At 50.4% G+C, this 24,616-nt stretch carries 25 protein-coding genes and 1 other annotated feature; of the genes, 15 read left to right on the top strand and 10 right to left on the bottom strand.

The window, feature by feature from the left end; all coding sequences use genetic code 11:
* Window positions 1-10 precede the first annotated feature (10 nt).
* Together dhaK and A6395_RS03295 are read right to left on the bottom strand one after the other, a co-directional pair.
* Window positions 11-988 carry a dihydroxyacetone kinase subunit DhaK gene (dhaK, locus tag A6395_RS03300; RefSeq protein ID WP_071397850.1) on the bottom strand — a complete coding sequence of 326 codons (978 nt, stop codon included), beginning with the start codon at window positions 986-988 and terminating at the stop codon, window positions 11-13.
* Between the two features lie 103 nt (window positions 989-1,091).
* The gene (locus tag A6395_RS03295; protein ID WP_016508468.1) at window positions 1,092-1,394 is read right to left on the bottom strand and encodes a PepSY domain-containing protein; all 303 of its coding nucleotides are present in this window, start codon (window positions 1,392-1,394) and stop codon (window positions 1,092-1,094) included.
* A gap of 136 nt (window positions 1,395-1,530) precedes the next feature.
* On the opposite strand from A6395_RS03295, the gene A6395_RS03290 reads away from it, so the two are divergent.
* Together A6395_RS03290 and A6395_RS03285 are read left to right on the top strand one after the other, a co-directional pair.
* Window positions 1,531-2,607, top strand: coding sequence for a M42 family metallopeptidase (locus A6395_RS03290; RefSeq protein ID WP_071397849.1), 1,077 nt, complete (start codon window positions 1,531-1,533; stop codon window positions 2,605-2,607).
* 128 nt (window positions 2,608-2,735) lie between these two features.
* Window positions 2,736-3,752, top strand: coding sequence for a PTS sugar transporter subunit IIC (locus A6395_RS03285; protein WP_071397848.1), 1,017 nt, complete (start codon window positions 2,736-2,738; stop codon window positions 3,750-3,752).
* Window positions 3,753-3,817: 65 nt separating this feature from the next.
* Here the strand turns inward: A6395_RS03285 and A6395_RS03280 are convergent, their stop codons facing one another.
* Window positions 3,818-4,150 (bottom strand): MLKL N-termimal domain-containing protein, encoded by a 333-nt coding sequence (locus tag A6395_RS03280; protein WP_016508496.1) that lies wholly within the window; start codon window positions 4,148-4,150, stop codon window positions 3,818-3,820.
* Between the two features lie 114 nt (window positions 4,151-4,264).
* Here A6395_RS03280 and A6395_RS03275 point away from each other — a divergent pair, with 114 nt between their 5' ends.
* The 6 genes from A6395_RS03275 (at window position 4,265) to A6395_RS03250 (ending at window position 8,934) form a co-directional block, all read left to right on the top strand.
* Window positions 4,265-4,576 carry a thioredoxin family protein gene (locus tag A6395_RS03275; protein WP_071397847.1) on the top strand — a complete coding sequence of 104 codons (312 nt, stop codon included), beginning with the start codon at window positions 4,265-4,267 and terminating at the stop codon, window positions 4,574-4,576.
* 5 nt (window positions 4,577-4,581) lie between these two features.
* Complete coding sequence (locus tag A6395_RS03270) at window positions 4,582-5,376, top strand: DUF1444 family protein (protein WP_071397846.1); 795 nt, start codon at window positions 4,582-4,584, stop codon at window positions 5,374-5,376.
* Between the two features lie 48 nt (window positions 5,377-5,424).
* The gene (ytpR, locus tag A6395_RS03265; protein ID WP_071397845.1) at window positions 5,425-6,045 is read left to right on the top strand and encodes a YtpR family tRNA-binding protein; all 621 of its coding nucleotides are present in this window, start codon (window positions 5,425-5,427) and stop codon (window positions 6,043-6,045) included.
* 54 nt (window positions 6,046-6,099) lie between these two features.
* Window positions 6,100-6,984, top strand: a complete 885-nt coding sequence (locus tag A6395_RS03260; protein WP_071397844.1) for a hypothetical protein — start codon at window positions 6,100-6,102, stop codon at window positions 6,982-6,984.
* An 86-nt stretch (window positions 6,985-7,070) separates the two neighbouring features.
* Entirely contained in the window at window positions 7,071-8,378 is a 1,308-nt protein-coding gene (gene murC / locus A6395_RS03255; protein WP_070329432.1) for a UDP-N-acetylmuramate--L-alanine ligase, read from the top strand.
* Window positions 8,379-8,481: 103 nt separating this feature from the next.
* The gene (locus A6395_RS03250) at window positions 8,482-8,934 is read left to right on the top strand and encodes a Dps family protein (protein WP_016508447.1); all 453 of its coding nucleotides are present in this window, start codon (window positions 8,482-8,484) and stop codon (window positions 8,932-8,934) included.
* A 39-nt stretch (window positions 8,935-8,973) separates the two neighbouring features.
* Here the strand turns inward: A6395_RS03250 and A6395_RS03245 are convergent, their stop codons facing one another.
* A complete protein-coding gene (locus A6395_RS03245; protein WP_071397843.1) occupies window positions 8,974-10,086 on the bottom strand; it encodes an aminopeptidase in 1,113 nt (370 codons plus the stop codon).
* A gap of 172 nt (window positions 10,087-10,258) precedes the next feature.
* Between A6395_RS03245 and A6395_RS03240 the strand changes: the two genes are divergently transcribed.
* The 4 genes from A6395_RS03240 (at window position 10,259) to ccpA (ending at window position 13,852) form a co-directional block, all read left to right on the top strand.
* Window positions 10,259-10,777 carry a DUF948 domain-containing protein gene (locus A6395_RS03240; RefSeq protein WP_070329435.1) on the top strand — a complete coding sequence of 173 codons (519 nt, stop codon included), beginning with the start codon at window positions 10,259-10,261 and terminating at the stop codon, window positions 10,775-10,777.
* A 21-nt stretch (window positions 10,778-10,798) separates the two neighbouring features.
* Entirely contained in the window at window positions 10,799-11,485 is a 687-nt protein-coding gene (locus tag A6395_RS03235) for a YtxH domain-containing protein (protein WP_071397842.1), read from the top strand.
* A 135-nt stretch (window positions 11,486-11,620) separates the two neighbouring features.
* Entirely contained in the window at window positions 11,621-12,712 is a 1,092-nt protein-coding gene (locus A6395_RS03230) for a bifunctional 3-deoxy-7-phosphoheptulonate synthase/chorismate mutase (RefSeq protein ID WP_071397841.1), read from the top strand.
* A gap of 126 nt (window positions 12,713-12,838) precedes the next feature.
* Complete coding sequence (gene ccpA / locus A6395_RS03225) at window positions 12,839-13,852, top strand: catabolite control protein A (RefSeq protein ID WP_070329438.1); 1,014 nt, start codon at window positions 12,839-12,841, stop codon at window positions 13,850-13,852.
* Window positions 13,853-13,902: 50 nt separating this feature from the next.
* Here the strand turns inward: ccpA and A6395_RS03220 are convergent, their stop codons facing one another.
* The 3 genes from A6395_RS03220 to A6395_RS03210 are packed head-to-tail and all read right to left on the bottom strand — an operon-like array spanning window position 13,903 to window position 16,342.
* The gene (locus tag A6395_RS03220; protein WP_071397840.1) at window positions 13,903-15,072 is read right to left on the bottom strand and encodes an acetoin utilization protein AcuC; all 1,170 of its coding nucleotides are present in this window, start codon (window positions 15,070-15,072) and stop codon (window positions 13,903-13,905) included.
* Window positions 15,069-15,701, bottom strand: a complete 633-nt coding sequence (locus A6395_RS03215) for an acetoin utilization AcuB family protein (protein WP_070329481.1) — start codon at window positions 15,699-15,701, stop codon at window positions 15,069-15,071. The genes A6395_RS03220 and A6395_RS03215 overlap by 4 nt, the downstream gene beginning before the upstream one ends.
* Before the next feature lie 11 nt (window positions 15,702-15,712).
* Window positions 15,713-16,342 carry a GNAT family N-acetyltransferase gene (locus A6395_RS03210; RefSeq protein WP_071397839.1) on the bottom strand — a complete coding sequence of 210 codons (630 nt, stop codon included), beginning with the start codon at window positions 16,340-16,342 and terminating at the stop codon, window positions 15,713-15,715.
* A 150-nt stretch (window positions 16,343-16,492) separates the two neighbouring features.
* On the opposite strand from A6395_RS03210, the gene acsA reads away from it, so the two are divergent.
* On the top strand, window positions 16,493-18,205 hold the full coding sequence (gene acsA, locus A6395_RS03205) for an acetate--CoA ligase (RefSeq protein ID WP_173647371.1): 1,713 nt from the start codon (window positions 16,493-16,495) through the stop codon (window positions 18,203-18,205).
* 44 nt (window positions 18,206-18,249) lie between these two features.
* On the opposite strand, the gene A6395_RS03200 is transcribed toward acsA, so the two are convergent.
* The gene (locus tag A6395_RS03200) at window positions 18,250-20,739 is read right to left on the bottom strand and encodes a transglycosylase domain-containing protein (RefSeq protein WP_071397838.1); all 2,490 of its coding nucleotides are present in this window, start codon (window positions 20,737-20,739) and stop codon (window positions 18,250-18,252) included.
* A gap of 167 nt (window positions 20,740-20,906) precedes the next feature.
* Window positions 20,907-21,103 (top strand) — a binding site (T-box leader).
* Between the two features lie 47 nt (window positions 21,104-21,150).
* Here A6395_RS03200 and tyrS point away from each other — a divergent pair.
* Both tyrS and A6395_RS03190 read left to right on the top strand, forming a co-directional pair.
* On the top strand, window positions 21,151-22,398 hold the full coding sequence (gene tyrS / locus A6395_RS03195; RefSeq protein ID WP_071397837.1) for a tyrosine--tRNA ligase: 1,248 nt from the start codon (window positions 21,151-21,153) through the stop codon (window positions 22,396-22,398).
* Between the two features lie 107 nt (window positions 22,399-22,505).
* A complete protein-coding gene (locus A6395_RS03190; protein ID WP_070329485.1) occupies window positions 22,506-23,129 on the top strand; it encodes a GTP pyrophosphokinase in 624 nt (207 codons plus the stop codon).
* 35 nt (window positions 23,130-23,164) lie between these two features.
* Here A6395_RS03190 and rpsD read toward each other — a convergent pair whose 3' ends face one another.
* Both rpsD and A6395_RS03180 read right to left on the bottom strand, forming a co-directional pair.
* The gene (rpsD, locus tag A6395_RS03185) at window positions 23,165-23,764 is read right to left on the bottom strand and encodes a 30S ribosomal protein S4 (RefSeq protein ID WP_016508465.1); all 600 of its coding nucleotides are present in this window, start codon (window positions 23,762-23,764) and stop codon (window positions 23,165-23,167) included.
* Between the two features lie 222 nt (window positions 23,765-23,986).
* Entirely contained in the window at window positions 23,987-24,469 is a 483-nt protein-coding gene (locus A6395_RS03180; protein WP_071397836.1) for a GAF domain-containing protein, read from the bottom strand.
* Window positions 24,470-24,616 lie beyond the last annotated feature (147 nt).

The following is a 24,616-nucleotide window of genomic DNA, read 5'->3' as shown; positions in this document are numbered from 1 at the left end:
ACCTCGTTTGTTAGATTTTGAAACCGAGCGCCGCTGATGGCGCGTCAAGATAACTTGTCAATTCATCGTCGAGCGGTAACAGGGTGATGGAGAAACCATGCATCTCGAGAGATGTCATATAGTTACCGACGTATTTACGTTTTAACGTGTAACCAGCTGCTTCTAATTTTTTGGCAACGAAGTGATACGTCACGTAAAGCTCAGACAGCGGTGTCCCACCCATACCGTTGACCATGACGGCGACTTCTCCAGGCTCGACTTCTTTTGTCAAATGTTCGAGTAGGTCGTCGACAATCGAATCGACGTCGGTCGTCGGTTTCCGTTCGACACCGCGCTCGCCGTGAATCCCGATTCCGATTTCCATCTCTTCCTCGTTCAGGTCAAAGCCAGGTTTACCGCTCACTGGCATGTAGCACGGCTCGACCGCCATTCCCATCGAGCGGACGTGAGATGCGACTTTCTCGGCAAGCGCTTTCACTTCTTCCAATGACTTCCCGCTCGCTGCTGCGGCTCCGGCAATCTTATGCACGAACACCGTGCCCGCTACGCCACGGCGGTCTTCTTTATTCGCAATCGCGACGTCATCAGCGACGACGACGTGATCGACTTTAATCCCTTCGGCGTCAGCGAGTTCGCCGGCTAGTTCAAAGTTCATGACATCACCAGCATAGTTTTTGACAACGAGCAACACACCGTTGCCACCGTCCGCAGCCTTGATGCCCTCAAGTACCATGTCTGGGGTCGGGGACGTGAACACTTCACCACAGACAGCGGCGTCGAGCATCCCATCGCCAACATAACCGGCGTGTGCAGGTTCATGCCCGCTTCCGCCACCTGAGACGAGTCCGACTTTTCCGGACTTGGCGCCATCCGCTCTGCAGATGACGTTCACCCCTTCGACGCGACCGTACAGTTCAGGATGGGCGTGGACCATCCCTTCGACCATTTGCGACACAAGTTCACTTGCTTCACCAATCAGTTTTTTCACGTGGGATCACTCCTTTTTAAGTTTGAAAACTACCATTCTCAATTTTCCACTCTTTCGAACGGTTTAAACAAAAAAGTCGGCGAATTGTTTCGCCGACTTTGTTTCATGCATATTCAAGTAAAGCGCCAGTCTCTGAATCGACCGTGAATTGGTACGTTTTTTCTTCGTCGCTCTCGAGGACCGAGATCCCGCCTTTGTAAACATCGTACTCACGACCGTCATAAGTATAAATCTCCGGTGATGCCGAGATCCATGCGCCTTGGACGTGACCTTTCGCTGAGAACGCCCGTTTCGTGTACTCGAGCGCATCTTCAGCCGATAAGCTTCGTTCATCTAACACTTTTTTCGTCATAAGTGCGGCTACGACGGCAACCCCGATTCCAACTAACCAATACCTTTTCTTCATATGACTACCTCCCCTTGAACTATGGCTATCACATACATCGTACCAAAACCTGTACCCCATTGGAATGAAAAGCATTCGCTTCCATCGAAATATTCTGTATATAATGAGACCAGAACGAGTGAAAGGATGAAATAAAATGGAACAAAAAACGAGAGAATTATTTAAGACGTTGACAGAATTGCCAGGAGCGCCTGGTTTCGAATCAGAAGTTCGGCAATTTGTCCGCGACCGGATCACTCCGCACGTCGATGACGTGATGACGGACGGAATCGGTTCAATCTTCGGGAAACGAGTCGGGGACGAGTCGGGACCACGCATCATGATCGCCGGTCATATGGATGAAGTCGCGTTCATGGTCACACGGATCACAGAGAACGGCATGTTGTACATACAACCGCTCGGCGGCTGGTGGAGCCAAGTGCTGATGGCACAACGGTTCGACATCATAACATCGAACGGGAAAATCCCGGGTGTCGTCGCCTCGACGCCTCCGCATTTACTCGGGCCTGAGGCACAGAACAAACCGATGGAAATCAAGCAGATGTTCATCGATATTGGGGCCGACTCAAAAGAAGAGGCGGAGTCATGGGGCGTCCGGCCAGGAGTTCCTGCCGTGCCGACGAGTGAATTCACTCCGCTCCACCATCCGAAAAAAATTATGGCCAAAGCATGGGACAACCGCTACGGTGTCGGTCTCGCCATCGAGTTGCTCGAAGAGACGACTAAAGCAGATCACCCGAACATTTTGTTCTCGGGTGCGACTGTCCAAGAAGAAGTCGGCCTGCGCGGGGCCCAGACGGCTGCCGAGATGATTCAGCCGGACGTCGCGCTCGTGCTCGATGCGTCGCCAGCCAATGATGCTTCCGGCAATAAGACGGAATTCGGTCAGCTCGGCGAAGGCGCGCTCATCCGGATTCTTGACCGCGTCATGGTCATGTCCCCTGAGATGCGTGACTTCTTGCTCGATACAGCGTCAGATGAAAACATCAAGACACAATACTTCGTGTCACCAGCAGGTGGGACAGACGCAGGTCGTATCCATATGAGTGGGCAAGGTGTGCCGACCGCCGTCATCGGCGTCGCAGCTCGTTACATTCATACGCACGCCTCGATTTTGCATACGGATGACTACGATGCGGCCAAAGCGCTTCTAAAAGCGCTCGTCAAACGGTTAGACCGTTCGACGATGGAAACGCTCCGCGCATCCCGTTAATGAACGACGCCACTTTAACCGAGTGGCGTTTTTTTCTGTTGATATTTACAGGGAAAAGATTATACTGATAAAAGTGTGAAGACAGAAACTTTACGACTGACAAGACAATAGAAAGAGGGGTGAATCCCATGCTCAAGAAGAAAGGGATCACGCTCAGCCCGTCACTCTACTTTGTGACGGCGCTCAGCTATATGGCACTCGGATTATTCAGTACACTCATTATCGGGTTGATCATGAAGACAATTGGGGGGCAATTGCTCGGCACGAGCGTTAGCGGTCTCGGCGATACACTCCAACAAATCGGAGACGTCGCCATCAGTTTGACGGGACCAGCCATCGGGATTGCGATCGCCTATGCGCTCCAGGCTCCGCCACTCATCTTGTTTTCAGCGCTCGTCGTCGGGACGTTCGGCTATGAGTTCGGGCCGGCGGGTAGTTACGTCGCGACGCTTCTTTCGGTCGAACTGGCCAAACTCGTTTCGAAGTCGACGAAGCTTGATATTTTAGTGACGCCATTCACGACGATCGCGATCGGCTACTTGAGTGCGACGTATATCGGGAAATATGTCGGTCTGTTCATGACCCAACTCGGCACGTGGATTGAGTGGGGGACTGAACAACAACCGCTCGTTATGGGCGTCATCGTCGCGACGCTCATGGGTCTCGCGTTGACGGCCCCGATTTCAAGCGCGGCCATCGCGCTCATGCTCGGGCTTAGCGGGATCGCCGCCGGTGCGGCGACGGTCGGGTGTGCGGCCCAAATGGTTGGGTTCGCGGTCACAAGTTACCGTGACAACGGCATCGGCGGAGCGGTTGCTCAAGGGATTGGCACGTCGATGCTTCAAGTCGGGAATATCGTCAAAAATCCATGGATCCTACTGCCCCCGACGGTTGCCGGTGCGGTGCTCGCCCCGATCGCCATCTTGCTGTTTGAATTAGAGAGTGTCGCGGCCGGGGCCGGGATGGGGACGAGCGGCCTCGTCGGTCCGATCGTCATGCTCGAAACGATGGGCTTCAGTTGGCATACGTTGATCGTCGTCTTCGGTTTCTTGATCGTCGGTCCCGCCATACTCAGCTATGCGGTATATCAAGTATTGACCCGGGTGAACCGGATTCAGCCGAATGATATGAAAATCGAATATTGAACCGACACACAAAAATAAGCGTCTCGCCAAGTTGCGAGACGCTTATTCATATGACGCCGAGCTGATCACCAGCCGAAGAAGTTACGGACGGTCTCGACGGTTTCGCGCGGGATTCTAAAGCTGACGAAGAACAGCGTGAGTATCAATGCGTAGATGGGAAGTAAAAAACGTTTCCTGACAATCGGCAAGTAGCGGACAAGGCGTTTCAATCCACGTTCTACGATGTAAATGATGGCGAATCCAACGATGAGCCAAACGAGAATCTGACTTCGTGTCTTATCTGTATCGATGAACAAGTACCCGTAGCGGAGAATGGAGAGCATTCCGACGGCGCCGACGAGCTGTTCGAGTGGGTGTTTCATGTCCGGATTTAATTGTTCACGCGTCCATTTTGTCATGTTGTCACCTTTTTCAAATAGTCTTCGCTCTTGATTATAGCAAAACACGAGAGCGGATTGTGAGAACGGACTTATGCTATCATTAACGTGGAAAAAAGAACAGGAGTGATGAAGATGAAACGATTGACAACGATGGTTGAATATACAGAAGCAAAGCAAGGGAAAAGTGTGTTCATGTTTTCAGCGACATGGTGTGGCGATTGCCGCTTCCTCGATCCGTTCATGCCCGAACTGGAGTCAAAGTTCAACGAGTGGACGTTCTACTACGTCGACCGTGACGAATGGATGGAACTCGCACAAGAACTCGATATTTTCGGGATTCCGAGTTTTGTCGCCTTTAACGGTGGGCAAGAAGTGGACCGCTACGTCGGACGCGAACGTAAAACGCCGGAGCAAGTCGAAGCATTTCTTAGCGAGTTAGGGTGATTTAGATGGAACGGAATGAACTGCGGCGAGCGATCGAACGTCAATTCACTGACGGGTATCGGACGTCTTATGACAGAGAAAATGAAGTGTTGCGAATCGAACGGGCAGCTGACCGGTTCGGCGTCAACATTCGACTGGCCCCACTTGTTGCCAAAGCAAAAGTGCGCGGCAATATTGCGGTTGAAGAAATCGTCGACTATATAAAGACGGCCCTTACAGCAGACCAAGAGATTGAATTAGTCGGCAACGAAGCCCAAATTTTCCCGGTCATTCGGGCCGCTTCGTTCTCGACAGAAACAAAAACCGGACAAGCGCTCGTCGTGACACCGCATACGGCGGAGACGGCCATCTACTATGCCCTCGACCTTGGCAACGGGTATCGTTTGATTGAAGAGCGGCATTTGAATGCGATGATGACGAAAGAGCGAGTCGATCAAGTGGCGCGGGATAACGTGAAAAAGTTACCGACCGACTTAAAAGAAGACGATGTCGCCGGCAACAAATTCTATTTCCTGTCTGCCCGTGACGGCTACGAGGCGTCTCGTATCCTCAATGACGAATTTTTACGGGTCATGGATCGACGAATCGAAGGAGACATGTTAGTCGGGGTGCCGCATCAAGATGTGATGATCATCGCCGATATCCGGAACGATCAAGGATACGACGCGATGCAACAGCTCATGTTCGACTTTTTTACGAACGGACGCGTCCCGGTGACAGCTCTCGCGTTTCATTATGAGGACGGCGTTCTCGAACCAATTTTTATTGTTGGAAAAAAGAACCCACCAACGGACGCATAATCTGCTAAACTATTTGTGTCTAGTTTGAAAGAAGGGGCGTATTTACGTATGCAAATTAATGCTTTTTATAACCGTGAAGGAATTGGCGATGTTCTCATGGTGTTGTTAAAAGAAGGCGATCGCCATCATCAAGTCGTCGAACGAAAAGACGATATCGCCATCGTTAAAGCGGCGGACGGATCAGTGAACGGCTACAACGTGTTTAATGCGAGTAACTATTTCAATGTCAGTGACTGGCACGGTCCGGTCGGCTTGACGGCAGAATTGATCGAGACGCTCGGTGTCATTTTACGCAAGCAGAATATCGAAGCGGATTTATCGGGCGTTGACTTCACACCGACGTTCGTTGTCGGTTATGTCGAATCGGCTGAGAAACATCCCGATGCGGATAAATTATCGATCTGCCAAGTCGAGATCGATCAAGGTACGGTTCAAATCGTTTGTGGAGCGCCGAACGTTGCGGCCGGACAAAAGGTCGTCGTCGCAAAACCAGGAGCGGTCATGCCGTCGGGCCTCATTATCCGATCGTCTAAACTCCGTGGGGAGAGCTCGCATGGGATGATTTGTTCAGCACGTGAGTTGAACCTTCCTGATGCACCGCAAGAAAAAGGAATTTTAGTGTTAGATGACGAATATGAAGTAGGGAAAGCATTTGAAATCGGTCGCTAAACTCGACCGATTTTTTGCTAAATGAGGATTGAGTGAAAAAGCGAGGAATCGACTATGGATGCATATGAACGTTCATTAAAACAGCAAGCAGAGCGAATTCGGCGCGAACTATCCCAAGAAGGGAAGAAAAGTGCGCCTGCACCAAAACCTGAACCCACGGGCGAGTTCATTCCGTCTGACGTCCCATCTCCGATTTATGGATATGCGCGACCGAAACCAAAGATCAACTTACCGACCGAGCATTCGCCTGAGACGAGGGACGATCTGTCCATCAATCAAAGCGAGCCTGATATTGATCCAGAACCATCGACTGTAGTGCCTGTTACCGAGGAAATAGTCGTCGACGAACCTGTACAAGTTACAGAACCTTTCGTTCCAGACGAGGTTGTCGTGGAAGTGAACGAGTCGGTCGAACCTCCATTCGTGGCAGAGGAAACGGTCTCGGCAGAACATCAGACTGTGGCCGAACCTTCTGAGCCAGAAGAGACGATTATTTCCCCGGAAACGTCTGACGTGAGCGATGATGAGTCCTTTGTACAGGAGGCCGATAACGTATCCGACTCGTCGAGTGATCTGAAACCGTTACTCGGAGACGTATCTATTTTAGAAGACGGATTTGCCTCGGTGTTCATGGGTTCGACCCATTTGAAAACGTCAAAGATCGCCGTCCGTGAAGAAAAAGAAGAGGCAGCTTCAGCGGACGTTTCAATCGAAGTGACATCGGTCGAAGAAGTAGCTCCTGTCGTCGAGGATGTTGCAAAAACATTACAGACCGATACCGACGAGCCCTTTCACGCTCTTGACGAAGCCGAGTTGACACCTGCTGTCAACGTGTCGTACAAAGCGGATAGCCCTCCATTAAACGTCATGATGACTCCGCAAGACCGGATGGCGATGTACCGCAGCCGACGGCTTGCTCAAAAAAACAATAATCTGTAATAGCACGACTCAATGAGTTTTGCTATAATGACAAAGGTTTGTCGCTTTTTCTGCAAACCGCAATGAATTAGGGGGGCTATTTACAGATGAACCGTTATCACTTCGTCGGAATTAAAGGAACGGGCATGAGTCCTTTAGCTCAAATTTTAAATGATATGAACAATGAAGTCCGAGGTTCGGACGTTGACAAAACATTTTTTACAGAAGAAGCATTGAAACGGAAAGGTATCGAAATTCTTCCGTTTGATCCTGAAAATATTACTGAAGGTCAAATCGTCGTTCAAGGAAATGCGTTCACTGACGATCATCCTGAAATCTTACGTGCGCGTGAGCTCGGTTTGACGATTTATAAATATTACGAGTTCCTCGGTGAACTAGCGGATCATTATACAAGTGTCGCCATCACAGGATCGCATGGAAAGACGTCTACTACGGGTCTGCTCGCTCATGTCATGCGTGGGATTGAACCGACATCGTTCTTGATCGGAGACGGTACGGGCGAAGGCGTGGAAGACTCGAAAAACTTCGTGTTTGAGGCGTGCGAGTATAAACGTCACTTCCTATACTACCGCCCAGACTATGCGATTATGACGAATGTCGATTTTGACCATTCAGATTATTTCTCAGGGCTTGACGATGTCATTGATGCGTTCCAAGAAATGGCGAAACAAGTAGAAAAAGGTATTATCGCTTGTGGTGACGATGAGAATCTTCAACAGATTCAAGCGAACGTCCCGATCGTCTATTACGGGTTTGGTGCCCATAACGATTTCCGTGCCGAAAACGTGAACTCGACGGATAACGGGACGACGTTTGACGTCTATTTGCGTGACGATTTCTATGGGACGTTCCGCATTCCGGGATATGGTAACCACAGCGTCTTGAACGCCCTTGCCGTCATCGCGACGTGCGACTACGAGAACTTATCGAAAGATCTTGTGAAAGAGCGCCTCGAGACGTTCAACGGCGTTAAACGCCGTTTCAGTGAATCGACGCTCGATGGGCAAGTCCTGATCGATGATTATGCACATCACCCGCGCGAAATCAGTGCCACCGTCGAAGCGGCACGTAAAAAGTACGCCGGACGGGAAGTCGTCGCGATTTTCCAACCGCATACGTACACGCGTCTCAAGTCGTTTATGGATGACTTCGCGTCATCACTCGCCGAAGCGGACGCCGTTTATTTGTGCGACATCTTTGGCTCGGCCCGAGAACAAGAAGGGACGGTCACGATCGAAGACCTTCAATCGCGGATCGACGGTGCCAACGTTCTGAAACGTCCTGATGTCGGCGTTCTCCGTCAACATCGTGATGCGGTCTTGTTGTTTATGGGAGCAGGAGATATTCAGACGTATCAACGCGAGTATGAGAATTTCGTCAAACTCGAAGCGTAAGTTGTGAGCGGATGGCCCGGGCCATTCGCTTTTTTTTGTGTTTAAACTCGAATAAAGAAGGAAATAGTATTATCGACTGAACACAAAAAAGGAGATGTTAAGGATGGCAAGCCAAGGCTCATTGAATACGTTGAACAAAGAGGTGGCCAACTACGGCCTATTATTCGTCAAACTTCATAACTACCACTGGTATATTAGCGGACCTCACTTCTTCACATACCATGAAAAATTAGAGGAGCTTTACAACTTGGTCGCTGAGCTGTATGACGATGTCGCCGAGCGTTTACTCATGAATGACGGGGAACCGTATGCGACGATGAAAGAGTATTTAGAGCACTCGACACTACAAGAGGGTGATCGTCACGCCGATACAGAACAGATGATCAAAGACGTGATCAATGATTTCAAACAAATCCGTCAAGAGATGCAAGATGCGATGGAAAACTTTGAAGACGGGGACGAAGCGATCGAAGATACGTTCGTTTCCCACATCGAGCGTCTCGAAAAAGAAATTTGGATGATGTCTGCTGCTCTCGGTAGAAAGACGAAACTATAATGAAAAGGTGCGCCAATTTGGAGGCGCACCTTTTTTTGTTCATTTTAAGTTTTCTGGATTCAACGGTTGTAACGTGTCGACGACGAAACGGCCGTCTTTCCGGATCAAAACGTCGTCAAACCAAATCTCACCGCCGCCATAGTCAGGACGTTGGATATTGACGAGGTCCCAATGGATGGAAGAGTTGTTGCCGTTATAGGCATCGTCATACGCTTGTCCCGGGGTAAAATGGAAACTGCCATCGATTTTCTCATCGAATAAAATATCTTTCATCGGGTGTTGGATGTAAGGGTTCACGCCGATCGCAAATTCGCCGACGTAACGAGCTCCTTCGTCCGTATCGAACACTTCATTGATGCGCTCGGTATCGTTCGCCGTCGCTTCGACGATTTTTCCGTCTTTAAATGTCAGCGTCACGTTCTCGAACGTAAAACCGTGGTACGGCGATGGGGTGTTGTACGTGATGACGCCGTTGATTGAATCTTTGACCGGCGCGGTGAACACTTCTCCGTCCGGGATGTTCATTTGACCTGAGCACTTGATGGCTGGGATGTCTTTGATCGAGAACGTGAGCTCCGTGCCTGGTCCTTTAATCGTGACACGATCGGTCTGGTCCATGAGCGTGACGAGTGCGTCCATAGCCCGGTCCATCTTGCCGTAATCGAGTGTGCAGACGTTGAAATAGAAGTCTTCGAACGCTTCCGTCGATTTTCCGGCGAGCTGGGCCATTGACGGTGACGGGTAACGTAAGACGACCCATTTCGTCCCTTTGACGCGATCTTCCGTATGCATTTTACCGATTGTGGCGCCGACAAGCTTTTGTTGCTCGGCGGGAACGTCCGACAGCTCGTTAATGTTATCACCCGCACGGAGACCGATATAGGCGTCCATCGCTTGCATTTGCTTGCGTTCGATGTCGGCCATCAACTCGAGTTGTTCCTTGCTTGCTTGCGTGTATAACTTCCGCAAGATACGGCTTTCTTTCAACAAGACGAACGGATGCCCCCCGGCTTCGTACGCTTTTTCGACAAGTGCCTCGACGAGCGATTCCTCGACGCCGAAATTCTCGATGAGAACACGTTCGCCCGGCTTTAATTCGGTTGAATAATTGATCAATCCGTCTGCCAATTGTGTGATTCTTGGATCTCTCATACAAACACCCCTTAAAATTTTTTAAATTTATTTCTATTTTAGTGTAATCGAAAACATAAAAACGGGTAAAGGAATAATCAGACCGGATGGCGAAAACGGTAGTGACAAATCTTTTCAGTCATAATGGTGCTATAATGAAATCACCACATAATCGAACAGGAGGAATGGACGAATGGAAATCACCTTAGGAGGCATTGCAGGGCTCATCGCAGCACTTGCATTTGTCGTACTCGTATTTTTCTTGGCTCGCGTCTTGTCGAACGTCAATCGCACACTCGGCAGCGTCGCTAATACGACAGAAAATTTAGAACGTCAATTAGATGGTATCACAATGGAAGTGACGGCGCTCTTACATAAGACGAACCGTCTCGTAGATAACGTGGAAGAGAAGACAGAGTTGCTCGCACCGGTGGCACATGCCCTCGACGAACTCGGTACTTCGCTAAATGAAGTGACTGAGTCGGTACGAACAGTTTCTTCATCGGTTCACGTGGCAGCAGACGAAAATAAAGACCAGATTGCCCAAGCCGTACGTTGGGGCTCGGTCGCGGTAGAATTATTCAAGAAAAACAAAACAGAAACTTCTTCAGAAGAGCGCCCGTCACGCCGTCGTGGCCGCCGGGAGCGTAAGCAAGACACGCCGTCGGTCTCACCAGGATTAATCGCGACAGACGATACAATCAAATCATAACAAGCCCAAGGAGGATATATTATGACATACGTTAAAAAAGACCAAACAAATCAAGATCAGCAATCAAGCGGCGGATTCCTAGCCGGCGTCGTCCTCGGCGGTATCATCGGTGCAGCCGTTGCCTTGCTCACCTCGCCAAAAAGTGGACGCGAAGTACGTACTTATCTTGATGAGAAAACATCGACTTCACGTGAACGCTTGACCGTCAAATCAAAAGAAGTACGTGAAAAAGCTGAGCCAGTCGTCGGGGAATGGATCAAAGTAGCGAGCGACAAGGCTGCTCCGGTCCTCAATCTCGTCAAAGATAAGGCACGCGAGGCTGCTGAACTGAAACAGCAAGTCGACGAAGATGAACTCTCAATCGAAGAAGCGATGGAAAAAGCGGATCAGCTCGTCGCGGAAGCGGAAGCCGAAGTGAAAGAACAGCTCGATCAAGCAGCAGAAGAGACGTCAAGCGAAGCAACAGAACAAGCTGACACGGACGCTAAGCCAGAATCGGCCCAATCAATCTCGAAATCGAACAATTCGAATGCGAACAAGTCAAATGCGAACAAGTCAAATGCGAACAAGCAAGAGCCGAAAAATAGTCGCGACGAGTCGACGAACTATGAGTCGGATTTCGAAGCACCGGTCAAAGACTTGCTTGACGATGAATCAAAACAAGAGTTGAAAGAATTGAAGAACGACTTGAAGAACGGCAATAAATAACGCGTCAAGTGTCCGGACGATCCGGACACTTTTTTTGTGGATTTTGTGTCACAGCCCATTTCTCTATGACAAAGCGAATAAAGTTCGCTATAATTAAGTTTCTGGAAAGAACGGCTTAGGAATGAGAGGGAAATTATGAGTCCACAAGATCAATTGAATCGATTACGTCGTGAAATGGATGAGTTGAACCGTGAGATGCTCGACTTGATTAGTCGTCGTGGAACGCTCGCGGTCGAAATTGGAAAAGTGAAACGTCTTCAAGGTGTGGAGCGGTATGACCCGGTTCGAGAACGAGAAATGTTAGATTTCATCGCCGCATCGAATCCAGGTCCTTTCGAGACGTCACGCCTTCAGCATTTGTTCAAAGAAATGTTTAAAGCGTCTGCCGAGTTGCAAGGAGAAGATCGAGATAAAACGTTGCTCGTGTCGCGCAAGCGTCAAGCCGAAGATACGATCGTCACACTGCAAGATGTAGTCATCGGTAACGGCCGGCCGCAATTGATTGCCGGTCCATGTGCGGTCGAATCGTTCGAGCAAGTGAATGCAGTGGCTGAGAAGTTAGCGTTGTCAGGCGTGAAAATCATGCGCGGCGGCGCCTATAAGCCGCGGACTTCACCGTACGACTTCCAAGGTCTCGGATTTGAAGGCCTCAAACTGTTGAAACAAGCGGCCGATTGCCACGACTTGCGTGTCATCTCAGAGATCATGACACCGGGTGCGGTCGAGTCAGCGCTGCCTTACGTCGATATCATTCAAGTTGGGGCGCGCAACATGCAAAACTTCGATTTGTTGAAAGAAGTCGGCAAGACGTCAAAACCGGTTCTGTTGAAGCGGGGTCTGTCTGCGACGATCGAAGAATTCATTTATGCTGCGGAATACATTATGGCGAGCGGCAATAGCCAAGTCATTTTGTGTGAACGTGGCATCCGGACGTATGAACGGGCGACACGCAACACGCTCGACATCACGGCCGTGCCGATTTTAAAACAAGAGACACATTTACCGGTCATGGTCGATGTCACCCATTCAACGGGACGACGCGATTTGTTGCTTCCGGCAGCGAAAGCAGCGCTCGCGGTCGGGGCTGACGGCGTCATGGTCGAAGTGCATCCGAATCCGGCAATCGCCTTGTCTGATGCCCAGCAGCAGCTTGATTTCGATCAATTCGATCAGTTCATCGATGGGCTCACAGCTCAGTTCCCTCAACTTGATTTGGTGAAAAAATAAGCTTTCCAATTGGAAACGTTTTATATAGCGTGAAGACAGGGTAAAATGATGACAGATACCTGTCTTCCTTTTTTGATACGTTTTTTGAAAATCGTTTGAAAATCATTGCTTGTAGGAGGAGTTTTAATGAACAGTAACAATATCACAATCTATGACGTCGCACGCGAAGCCGGGGTGTCGATGGCGACCGTCTCACGTGTCGTCAACGGAAACCCGAACGTGAAACCGACAACCCGTAAAAAAGTACAGGAAGCAATCGATCGACTCGGCTATCGTCCGAACGCCGTCGCACGTGGTCTCGCAAGTAAAAAGACGACGACAGTCGGCGTCATCGTGCCAGACATCTCAAACATCTTCTTTGCTGATTTAGCACGTGGAATCGAGGACGTGGCGACGATGTATAAATACAACATCATCCTCGGCAACTCGGACTCGAACCGCGACAAGGAAATTCATTTGTTGAACACGTTGCTCGGTAAACAAGTCGATGGGATCATCTTCATGGGCGGCCGTCTTCACGAAGACCTCGTCGATGAGTTCAAAAAATCACCGGTCCCGATCGTTCTTGCAGCGACGTTGAACCAAGGGTACGACCTCCCAGCGGTCAATATCGACTATGAACAGGCTGCCTATGACGCAACCAAAATGTTGATTGGCCACGGCCATAAACAAGTCGGCTTCATCACAGGTCCGCTCGAGCAACAAATCAATGGCGAGAAGAAGTTCTCTGGCTACCGCCGTGCTCTTGAGGATGCAGGACTTCCGTTCCGTGAGAACGATGTCATCCTTGGGAACTATACGTATGCGTCTGGCCTCGAAGCGATGCAAAAGATGCTCGGACGCGATGACTGCCCGAAAGCAATCTTCGCCGGTACGGACGAAATGGCACTCGGCGTCATCCATGCGATTCAAGACGCTGGGTATTCTGTGCCGAACGACTTTGAAGTCGTCGGTCACGATAACACGCGTCTCGCTACGATGATTCGTCCGAAGTTGACGACGGTCGTTCAACCGATGTATGACATCGGAGCTGTCGCTATGCGATTATTGACGAAAATCTTGAATGCTGAAGAAATCGAAGAGAAGAACGTCGTCTTGCCGCACCGGATCGAGCGTCGTGACTCGTTACGAAAAGACTGAATCAAAAAAAACCGATGTGAGTTGGCAATTGCCAATTCACATCGGTTTTTTCATAAGTAAAGTGACTTGCGGTCGTTTGAGATGAACGGCCAAAATGCGCGTTTCGTCACTTCCCAGTTCTTCTCTTCGATTTGTTGCCGTCGCGGAATATGGTCGAACGTATACGAATTGTCATCCCATCTCGTCGGCAACGGCTGGTCTGATTTGTTTCGCCACCGTTCAATCCAGGCGGACGGAATGTCGCCTGCGTACGGAGCTTCGCGTGTCAATCCGGCCCACACTTGCGACCAGGCGCGCGGGACCGTTCGAAACCAGTCGTACCCGCCGCCGCCTAGGGCGACAAGTCGTCCTTCCGTATATTCGTCGGCGAGGCGAGAGGCGATTTGAGGGATTTGTTCGAACGTATGAATTGTCGAGGCGAGATGCGTCAACGGGTCGAACGCGTGCGCATCAGCCCCGTTCTGCGTCAAGATGATATCTGGTTTGAACCACTCACACGCTTCCCGGAACACGGTCTCGTAACAGCGTAGGAACGATTCGTCTTGTGTGAAAGCATCAATCGGGACGTTCCAACTATAGCCGTAGCCGTTCCCGTTGCCGCGCTCTGTGACCGCCCCTGTGCCTGGGAAGAGGTAGCGGCCTGTCTCGTGGATCGATAGCGTCATCACATCAGCGTCATCATAGAACAGCCATTGGACACCGTCTCCGTGATGAGCGTCTGTATCGACGTAGAGGACCCGCGTCCCGTATTGCTTGCGGACGTGAGCGATGGCGACGGCCGCGTCGTTATAGACGCAAAAGCCGGACGCTTTTCGTCTCATCCCGTGATGGAGCCCGCCACCGATGTGAAAAGCGCGTTCGACTTGTCCGCTCGCGACGAGTTCAAGCGCATGCATCGTTCCGCCGACGAGCCGGGCAGCTCCTTCGTGAATAGCTGGGAAGATGGGCGTATCTTCCGTCCCGAGTCCGAATTTATTTGCTTTTAGCCCTGACAGTTTACCCGCGGCAGCTGCTTGGACGGCCTCGATGTAGTCGACGTCATGGACAAGCGCGAGCGACTCGACTGAAGCGATCGGTGAGGCGATCCACTCAGAGGCTGACAGTTTTCCGGAATCGACCAGAAGAGATGTCGTCAGCTCCAAACGGATCGGATTGAACGGATGATCCGCGTGGAAGCGGTACGAGTTCTCATTCTCCCCGAATATGTAGGCGGGTCTCATTGGAACATCTCCGGACCCAGTACGTCAAAACCTTCTCGCTTTAATCGATCGATGATGCGTAGCGGGTTCATCGTTTGAACACGGAATGAGATGATTCGCTTATATGGATCGGGTGTCGGATGGACGAAGACGTTGATAATATTCACGTTCGTTTTTGCTAAGAGCCGCGTCACTTTTTCAAGTGCCCCGGTCGTATTCTCGACAAGGATCTCGATTTGCGAGCTCGGTTCGAGTGCGCCCGTCAATTGGACGAAATAACGAAGTAAATCGGTTTCGGTCAACACACCGACAAGTTTTCCTTGTTCGACGATCGGCAGGCACGTCAAACGATATTCATAGAACAGGGCGGCCGCGTCTTCAAAAAAATCGTACGGGTGGGCTGTCGTCACGTCCTGACGCATAATGCTCGAGACCGGGTTTTTGAAGTCGGCGCGCTCACTCTCTGGATGAAATACACTTGTGGCACCGCTCATCTCGAACTGACCGACAATCCCGACGACTTGCCGAGCTGGATTGGTGACGATCAAGTGGCGTACTTTATGGTCGCGCATGAGTTTTGCCGCATGCGCAATCGTATTGGTCGGTTGAATCGTCACGACGTGGCGATTCATCATTTGCTCAATCAGCATCGTAACCCTCCTCAGTCATACATGAACCGGCGTCGAAGCCGGAGTGAATCGAAGTGATCAATCGATTCTTGCCGCACGTTTTTTCCGATGCGGGCCATCAGACAGTTGGCCGGGTGGGACGCGATTTCCGGGTCGTCCGTCGGATAGAAGACAAGACCGCCGTGGTTCATCATTTTCTCCATCACTTTGCGGTAGTCCCAAATCGACAGACCGCTTCCTTTTAGATCCCAGTGCCAATAGTACTCCGTCGTCAAGATTAAGAAATCATCCATATGTGGATCCAACATCGACACTTCGAGTAGCTGTTTACCGATCCGTTGTCCCCGAAAGCGTGGACTCACCTCAATAGCGCCGAGCTCGAGAATATATGGATCATTGCCCTCACTCCAACGTTCATACGGGTCCGGATATAAATACGTGACGTAACCGATGACGAGGTCGTCAACGCGCGCCACGATGATCCGTCCTTCTTTCAACCCGGCAATTTCAACGAGCGCCTTATGTTGGTCTTCTGGCTCTCGAAACGCGGTCAAGCCTTCATCGAGCCGATACGTTGCGAGCACGTCGCTCTCGATTGGTCCATCGATGATTACGGCTCCGAGTGAGGTTTCCCACACTTTTGAATGATATTGTTTTTCCATGGAGTCACCACCTTCTTCACGTTCTATTATAGCGCTTTCATTGCACAACGTTCACACTGTTTTGGAGTTTTTGGAAATTCATTGATTTGTCATAATATTAACACTATACTGAAAGTGGATACACCATTCATTATAGGGGGAGGCGAATCTTTGACGATGGAAAAATTGAAAGCGTTATCAGGGGAGCATCAATTAACGTCGTATGAAGAGGCTTGTCAGTCGTTCGAGTGGACACAAGCAGAGGCATTATTGTCTTGGAACTTGACTGGAAATGTCAACATGGCGTATGAGGCGATTGATCGTCACGCTGAAGGGGAGCTGGCGGACAAACTGGCACTGCTCTATTTCGATGGGGATCGGGAAGAGCGGTATACTTACGCGCAGATGAAACAGGAAAGCAATCGCGCTGGAAATGTTCTGAAATCGGTTGGGGTGGAGAAGGGCGATCGAGTCTTTGTCTTCATGCCGCGGAGTCCAGAACTTTATTTTATTTTACTTGGTACGCTCAAGCTCGGTGCGATTGTCGGGCCGCTATTTGAGGCGTTCATGGAACAGGCGGTACACGACCGTTTGCTCGACGCGGAAGCGAAAGTCATCGTGACGACAGAGGCGCTGTTGCCGCGTATACCCGTCGATCAATTGCCACATCTTGAGACGATTTTGCTTGTTGGCGACGGCGTCGACGAATCAGGAAAAATCATCGATTACCGGAAACTAGCGAACGATGCATCGACCGATCTCGATATTACGTGGGTCGACAGGGAAGACGGCATGATCTTGCATTATACGTCGGGCTCGACCGGGAAACCGAAAGGCGTCTTGCACGTTCATAACGCCATGATCCAGCACTTGATGACCGGGAAGTGGGTGCTCGATTTGCAACCGGACGATATTTACTGGTGCACCGCCGACCCAGGCTGGGTGACGGGTACGAGTTACGGGATTTTTGCGCCCTTCTTGAACGGGGCGACGAACGTGATTGTCGGTGGACGGTTCAACCCTGAGTTTTGGTACTCGGTCATCGAGCGGTTCGGTGTCACTGTCTGGTATAGCGCGCCGACAGCGTTTCGGATGTTGATGGGCGCGGGGGAAGAAGCGTTCGAGAAATACGACTTGTCGTCACTGCGCCACATTCTATCGGTCGGTGAACCGCTCAACCCGGAAGTCATTCGCTGGGGCAACGAATCGTTTGGGCTACGCATTCACGACACGTGGTGGATGACGGAGACAGGAGCGATGATGATCTGTAACTATCCGGCGATGGACATTAAACCGGGATCGATGGGGAAAGCGATTCCTGGCTGTGAGGCGGCGATCTTAGACGACCGTGGCCAACCGCTGCCGCCGCATCGGATGGGCAACTTGGCATTGAAGACGCCTTGGCCGTCGATGATGCGTAAAATTTGGAAAAATGATGCGAAGTACGAGAGCTACTTCTGGGGTGACTGGTACGTTTCTGGTGATTCGGCCTATATGGACGAGGACGGCTATTTCTGGTTCCAAGGCAGAGTGGACGACGTCATCATGACAGCAGGAGAGCGGGTCGGACCGTTCGAAGTCGAGAGCCGCCTCGTCGAGCATCCGGCTGTCGCCGAAGCCGGAGTCATCGGGAAACCGGATCCGGTCCGCGGTGAGATCATCAAGGCGTTCATCGCGCTCCGAAAAGGCTATGAGCCATCGGACGAATTGAAGGCGGAAATTCAAAAATTCGTCAAAGAAGGTTTGGCAGCCCATGCGGCACCGCGTGAGATCGAGTTCAAAGACAAGCTTCCGAAAACGCGGAGCGGGAAGATCATGCGTCGCGTCCTCAAAGCGTGGGAGTTGAATCTCGAGGCCGGTGACCTCTCGACGATGGAAGATTAAGCATAAGAAAAGGTCGACACGCGATGTGTCGACCTTTCTTTGCGTTATGATGCGTCCGCCTCGTTCTCGGCGTCTTCTTTTGCTTTTGCTTCGTCTTCTGCTTTTTTCTTAGCCTCGGCTTCAGCTTCAGCTTCGGCTTTCTGTTCGGCTTCAGCTTCGGCTTTCTGTGCGGCCTCTGCTTGTTTCTTCGCTTCAGCTTTTGCATCAGCGTCGCGTTGTGCCTCGGCATCTTGCTGTGCCTGTTCAGCCTTTTCTTTGGCTTCTTCGGCTTGCTGTTTTGCTTCTTCGGCTTGCTGTTTTGCTTCTTCAGCTTGCTTCTTCGCTTCCTCTTCTTTCTTCTTCTCTTCGAGTTTCTTCTTCTCAGAGAACGTTCCAGAGTCTTTGAAGTCGCTAGGTTTGACGCTAGCTGGTTGGCTGAATCGTGCGTTTGTGTTGAAAATTTCAGGCTTATCAGCGTACACGAGGTTAGCAGTCTGTGACCAGATCCGTTGCGTACGTTGGTAATACTGACCTACTTCACCACTGTTGACCAATTCACCAAACTGAGAGTCGAATCCAGACCAAACAGCAAGCGTGACGTTTGGCGTTGAACCGACCAAGTACGAATCGCGTCGATTATTGGTTGTACCGGTTTTACCCATCCAGTCGCCAGGGACGTTCAAGAGCGAGTTAGCGTATGTCGCTGTACCCGACGAGTAAACGTCACGTAGCATATCAATAACAAGGTACGAAGTACGATCTGTATAGATACGCGTCTTCTTCGCTTGTTTCTCAAAAATGACTTCACCATTGTACTCGATGCGTTCGATGAAGTACGGTTCAACATGTTCACCGTAGTTAGCTAGCATCGCGTAAGCCGATGCCAAGTCGACCGGAGTAACTTCACCAGTTCCTAGCGCCATTGCCGAAGCTGTACGGTTTGCTTCAGACACCGGAATACCCATATCAACGAGTTTTTGCGTATCGGCTGGTTTTTGGTTGCGCTCTTCATAAATTTTAACAGCTGGTACGTTCAGGGAGCGTTTCAACGCTTCACGCGCTGTCACTGCACCGTTATGTGTTCTACTTTCGTTCATTACTTCTTTTTTCGGCTGTCCTGGACCGGTGAATTTATAGAAGTATTGTTCATCCAGAATGGTTGTCTCAGGTGTAATCATTCCAGCTTCAATAGCATTTGCATAAACAAGAACTGGTTTCGCTGTCGATCCGATTTGACGCTCCATACGCAAGGCGCGGTTCACCTCGTCAGTTTTACCGTTAATGTATCGGCCTCCGACAAATCCAAGAACTCGTCCAGTTTTGTTTTCGAGCATGACAGCTGCCGTCTGTTCTGGCAAATTGCGGTCTTCTTCTGCGATATATTGATTAGGGGCGAAGTTATTTGCATTTTTAGCCGGTTGTTGCATCGCTTCGTGAATTTCTTTATCAAGCGTCAAATGAATTTTGAAACCACCTTGACGTAACATGTTGTGCGCTCGTTTAGCATATGTCGTTCGAATCGTATCTTGTTCTTCGGTCTTTAAATCTGATAATACGATGCCATCTTGTTCGAGCAAGTAATTTGTGACGAGTTCACGTGCTTGAAGCTCGGCTTCATCCACAACATACGGATAACGGTCCCGCGGCTTCGACTGTGTCTTCATGAAGTCTTGCGTGATGTCGTAATTATATGCGGCATCATATTCTTCTTTAGAAATCTTGCCTGCGACGTACATCCGATTCAATACCGTCTTCATCCGGTTGATCGCCGGTGATACGTCTTCTTTAATGACCCCGCCTTGATAGTAAGGTGTATAAAGGAACGGGTTTTTCGGGATGCCGGACAAGAATGCGGCTTGCGGCAATGTCAGCTTCTCGGCCGACGTGTTGAAGACGCCGCGAGAGGCGGCCTCGATGCCTGAGATGTTGCGTCCCATCGAGTTACGTCCGAACGAGACGACGTTCAAGTAGGCGTTTAAAATCTCATCTTTGTCCATCGCTTTCTCTAAACGGAGGGCAAGCAGGATTTCTTTTGCCTTCCGTTCGAATGAGACCTCGTTCGTCAGCATTTGGTTTTTAATGAGCTGTTGGGTTAGTGTCGAACCACCTGTCCGCTCTTCCGAACCGGTCGCTTCTTGCAGGATGGCCCGAAGCGTCGCTTTCGGGACGACACCGTCGTGTTCGTAAAACTCGACGTCTTCGGTGGCGAGTAAGGCATCGACGACGAAAGGTGAAACTTTATCGACCGTGATCGGTACCCGAACTTCATCGGTCGTATAGTTCCCAATCCGTTCACCGCTTCCGAAGTAAATCTCGGACGTCGATGAGTACGTATTGATTTGTGACGTCATCGTTTTATAGGCTGGAGTCGGCATATCTTTAACGAGTGATGCGAAATATCCGGCCCCGATCCCGGCACCTAAGAAACCGATGAGGACGACAGAGATGATGGTGAGGAGCAAAACGTTCCACGACACATCATAAAATACATTGGCATAACGGCGGGCTTTCAACGACTTTGGTGTGTTCCATATGTCTCGAATCTTCTGCAGCATGACAGCCTCCTTAATATGGTGTAAAACTATTTTAGACAGTATTATATACGATTATAGCACAAGTCCTTGCCCACCTTATCGTGAATGAGCAGACTAATGCAAGTTTCAATCTTCCAGTTGACAACGAGGAAACGTAACTTATAAAATGAATAGCATAGTCAATAATAATAGACGCGATGAAAAAAACGAAGTAGTCGGTTGACCGCTTGTCCAGAAAGCTAGTGGGTGCTGTGAACTAGCCAATGTCAACGATGAATTACACTTTTGGAGCGTGCCATTCGGCCGGGTTGGGACCGTTATCTCTCGTTTTAAGTGGCCACGGCTGTGGCAATTAGGGTGGTACCGCGGAATCTCCGTCCCTTCTCATTTGAGAAGGGGCGTTTTTTTATGTCAATTGAAGGAGTGGAAAACATGGAACTATTAAAAGATTTAGAATTTCGAGGGCTCGTCAACCAAATGACGGATGAGGCAGGATTGAAAGAGCAACTGAGCAAACCGACGACACTATACACCGGGTTCGACCCGACGGCGGACTCGCTCCATATCGGACACTTGCTACCGATCTTGACGTTGAAGCGTTTCCAAGAGGCGGGACACCATGTCATCGCGCTTGTCGGTGGCGCGACCGGGATGATTGGCGACCCGTCAGGACGTTCGGACGAACGATCGCTCAACACGCTCGATACGGTCAAAGAATTTTCGGACCGGATCAAAGATCAGTTGAGCCGCTTCCTCCCGCTCGAAGGGGAGAACCCGATCACGATCCGCAACAACTATGAATGGACAGAAGAGCTGTCGATCATCGATTTCTTACGTGACATCGGCAAACACTTCCCGATCAGCTACATGCTCGCGAAAGACTCGGTCGATTCGCGCATGGAAACCGGGATTTCATACACGGAGTTCTCATACATGTTGCTCCAATCGTTTGATTTCTTGAAGTTGTACGAGACAGAGAATTGCCGTCTCCAAGTCGGAGGCAGCGATCAGTGGGGCAACATTACGGCCGGGCTTGAATTGATCCGTCGCTTCGGCCATTCGGAGAAGGCGTTCGGTCTGACTGTGCCGCTCGTCACGAAGTCGGACGGACAGAAGTTTGGGAAGACGGCCGGTGGTGCGGTATGGCTCGACGCTGACAAGACGACGCCGTACGAGTTTTACCAGTTTTGGATCAACGTCGACGATGCCGATGTCATCAAGTTCATCAAGTACTTCACGTTCATGACGCATGAAGAGATCGACGCGCTCGAAGCGGAAATGACGGCAGCACCTGAAAAACGTGCGGCACAGCGCCGTCTTGCCGAGGAGATGACGAAGCTCGTCCACGGTGAGGCGGGTCTTGACCAAGCGGAACGCATCACGAAAGCGTTCTTCAGCGGCGATTTGAAGACACTCAAGCCCGAGGATATGGATGCCGCGTTCAAAGGGATGCCGCAGTTCGAACTCGACGGCGAACGCAATCTCGTCGATCTTCTCGTCGAGGCGAAAATCGCTCCATCGAAACGCCAAGCGCGCGAAGACGTTCAAAACGGGGCGATTTACTTGAACGGCGAACGCGAGCAAGCGCTCGACAAGCTCGTCACGCGTGAAGACACGCTCGGGGACTTCACAATCATCCGCCGAGGCAAAAAGAAATACTTCGTGATCCGTCACGTCTAACTGATCCGTCCATGTCCGCAAATTTTTCGGACATGGACTTTTTTTGTTGTGTCAAATCAGGTGTGGTCTGATACCATTTCAAATATAGAGAACGAGGAGGACGTCTAATGGATATCGAAGAGTTTTTTGGCGAACAGTTTCATCAGTGGCGGGAACGGTTCCGCTATTACGAGATGGCGATCACGGAGCTTGAGAGCGACCTTGGCATCATCGACCTCGATTGGCAGACCCGACTCGGCTATTCGCCGATCGAGCACGTGAAGACGCGGATGAAGACGTTGCCGTCGATCATTCGGAAGATGAATCAAAAACAGCTCCCACTCGAAGTGGAAGCGTTATGGGACAATATTTATGACGTCGCCGGCGTGCGGATCGTCACGAGTTTCCGCGATGACATCTACGCGATTCTCGATCACTTGAAAAAGCGGGACGACTTACAGATCGACGTCATCAAAGACTATATCGAACATCCAAAGCCGAGCGGTTACCGCAGTCTCCATCTGATCGTGCGGACGAAAGTGTACTTGGCGGAACGTGTCATCTGGGTGCCGGCCGAGATTCAAATTCGGACGCTCGCGATGGACTTTTGGGCGGCGACCGAACATAAGCTTCAATATAAATATCAGCATCAAATCCCCGAGACGTCACGGCAAGAGCTTATCGAGGCGGCCCGAATGGCGGACGCGCTCGATACGCAGATGGGCCGGATTCGCGAACAGATCTTGATATAAAAAAATCCCCTTCTCGAGAGAAGGGGATAAAAGCATTAACGTGAGTAGTACTCAACGATGAGTTGCTCTTTGATTTGGTCGTTCAATTCAGCGCGCTCAGGGATACGTACGTACGTACCTTCGAGTTTCTCAGCGTCGAACGTGATGAATTCTTTTGTAGCTGGTGCTACTTCAAGAGCTTCAGCAATCGCTTTGAAAGTTTTCGATTTTTCGCGAACCGAGATGACTTGACCTGGTTTTACACGGTAAGACGCGATGTCTACACGTGAACCGTCAACTTGGATGTGACCGTGGTTGACGAGTTGGCGTGCTCCACGACGTGTGCGAGCGAGGCCCATACGGTAAACGAGGTTATCAAGGCGTGACTCGAGCAAGAACATGAAGTTCTCACCGTGGATACCTTGCATTTTCCCAGCATCGTTGAAGATGCGACGGAATTGCTTCTCGTTGATTCCGTACATGTGACGGAGTGCTTGCTTCGCTTGAAGCTGAAGACCGTATTCAGAGATTTTACGACGACCATTGCCGTGTTGGCCTGGTGCGTAAGGACGTTTTGCTAATTCTTTACCCGTTTCGCTAAGCGAGATGCCTAAGCGACGCGAGAGTTTCCAAGCTGGACCTGTGTAACGAGCCATGATTGGACTCCTCCTTGTTGTTCATGTATTTTGCACAAAAGAACAACGGTGTCAAAGACGGGTGACGCCCCTTTCTAGGTTCAAGCACCTTCACTTGATAGCGAAGCTACAAGATGCTCCTCCGACTCAGTCGAGGCCCGAAAGGTGGATACGTCTGTCTAGGACTGCTATCGTCATTTCATGCACAAAAATCAGTATACGATGGATCGAGCAGCTTGTCAATCAGATGAAGCGAAGTAATGTCTGGCAAAATTGCTCCAAGCCTTGGCGATCGACTTCTGAGAAGCGATCGAACTCGGGGCTGTCGATATCGAGGACGCCGATCGTTTTGCCGTCACGGATGAGCGGGACGACGATTTCGGAGTTCGAGGCCGCGTCGCAGGCGATATGGCCCGGGAATTGGTGGACGTCGGCGATCAACTGCGTCTCTTGTGTCGAAGCAGCCGTACCGCAGACGCCTTTGCCGAAGGCGATATGGACGCAAGCAGGAAGACCTTGGAACGGTCCGAGGATGAGGCTGTCGTCACCGTCAAGCAAATAGAAGCCGACCCAGTTGATACGGTCAAGGAACTGGTTGAGCAGAGCGCTCGCGTTCGAAAGGTTAGCGACTTGGTTCGTCTCTCCTTCGAGCAGGGCAGCGAGTTGTTTGTTAAGTAAGTCATAGCCGGCGGCCAGGTCGCCAGAGTAAGTAGTAGTTTGGAACATTTGTTTCCCTCCTATATCAAGATGTATTTCAGATTAGCATCATGGTACACGCATTTTTTTATTTTGTCTCCCAAAAAGATTTTCGCGGAAAATAACATTCTCTCCCTAAACCGTTGGAAAACCTATGCAAAACATTGTTTCTATAAT

Origin of the sequence: Exiguobacterium sp. SH31 (assembly GCF_001816105.1) — a bacterium.
In the GTDB taxonomy this organism is placed as follows: Bacteria; Bacillota; Bacilli; order Exiguobacteriales; family Exiguobacteriaceae; genus Exiguobacterium; species Exiguobacterium aurantiacum_A.
Note: the sequence above shows the minus strand (reverse complement) of the source record. Positions and strands in the feature narration are given on the sequence as shown.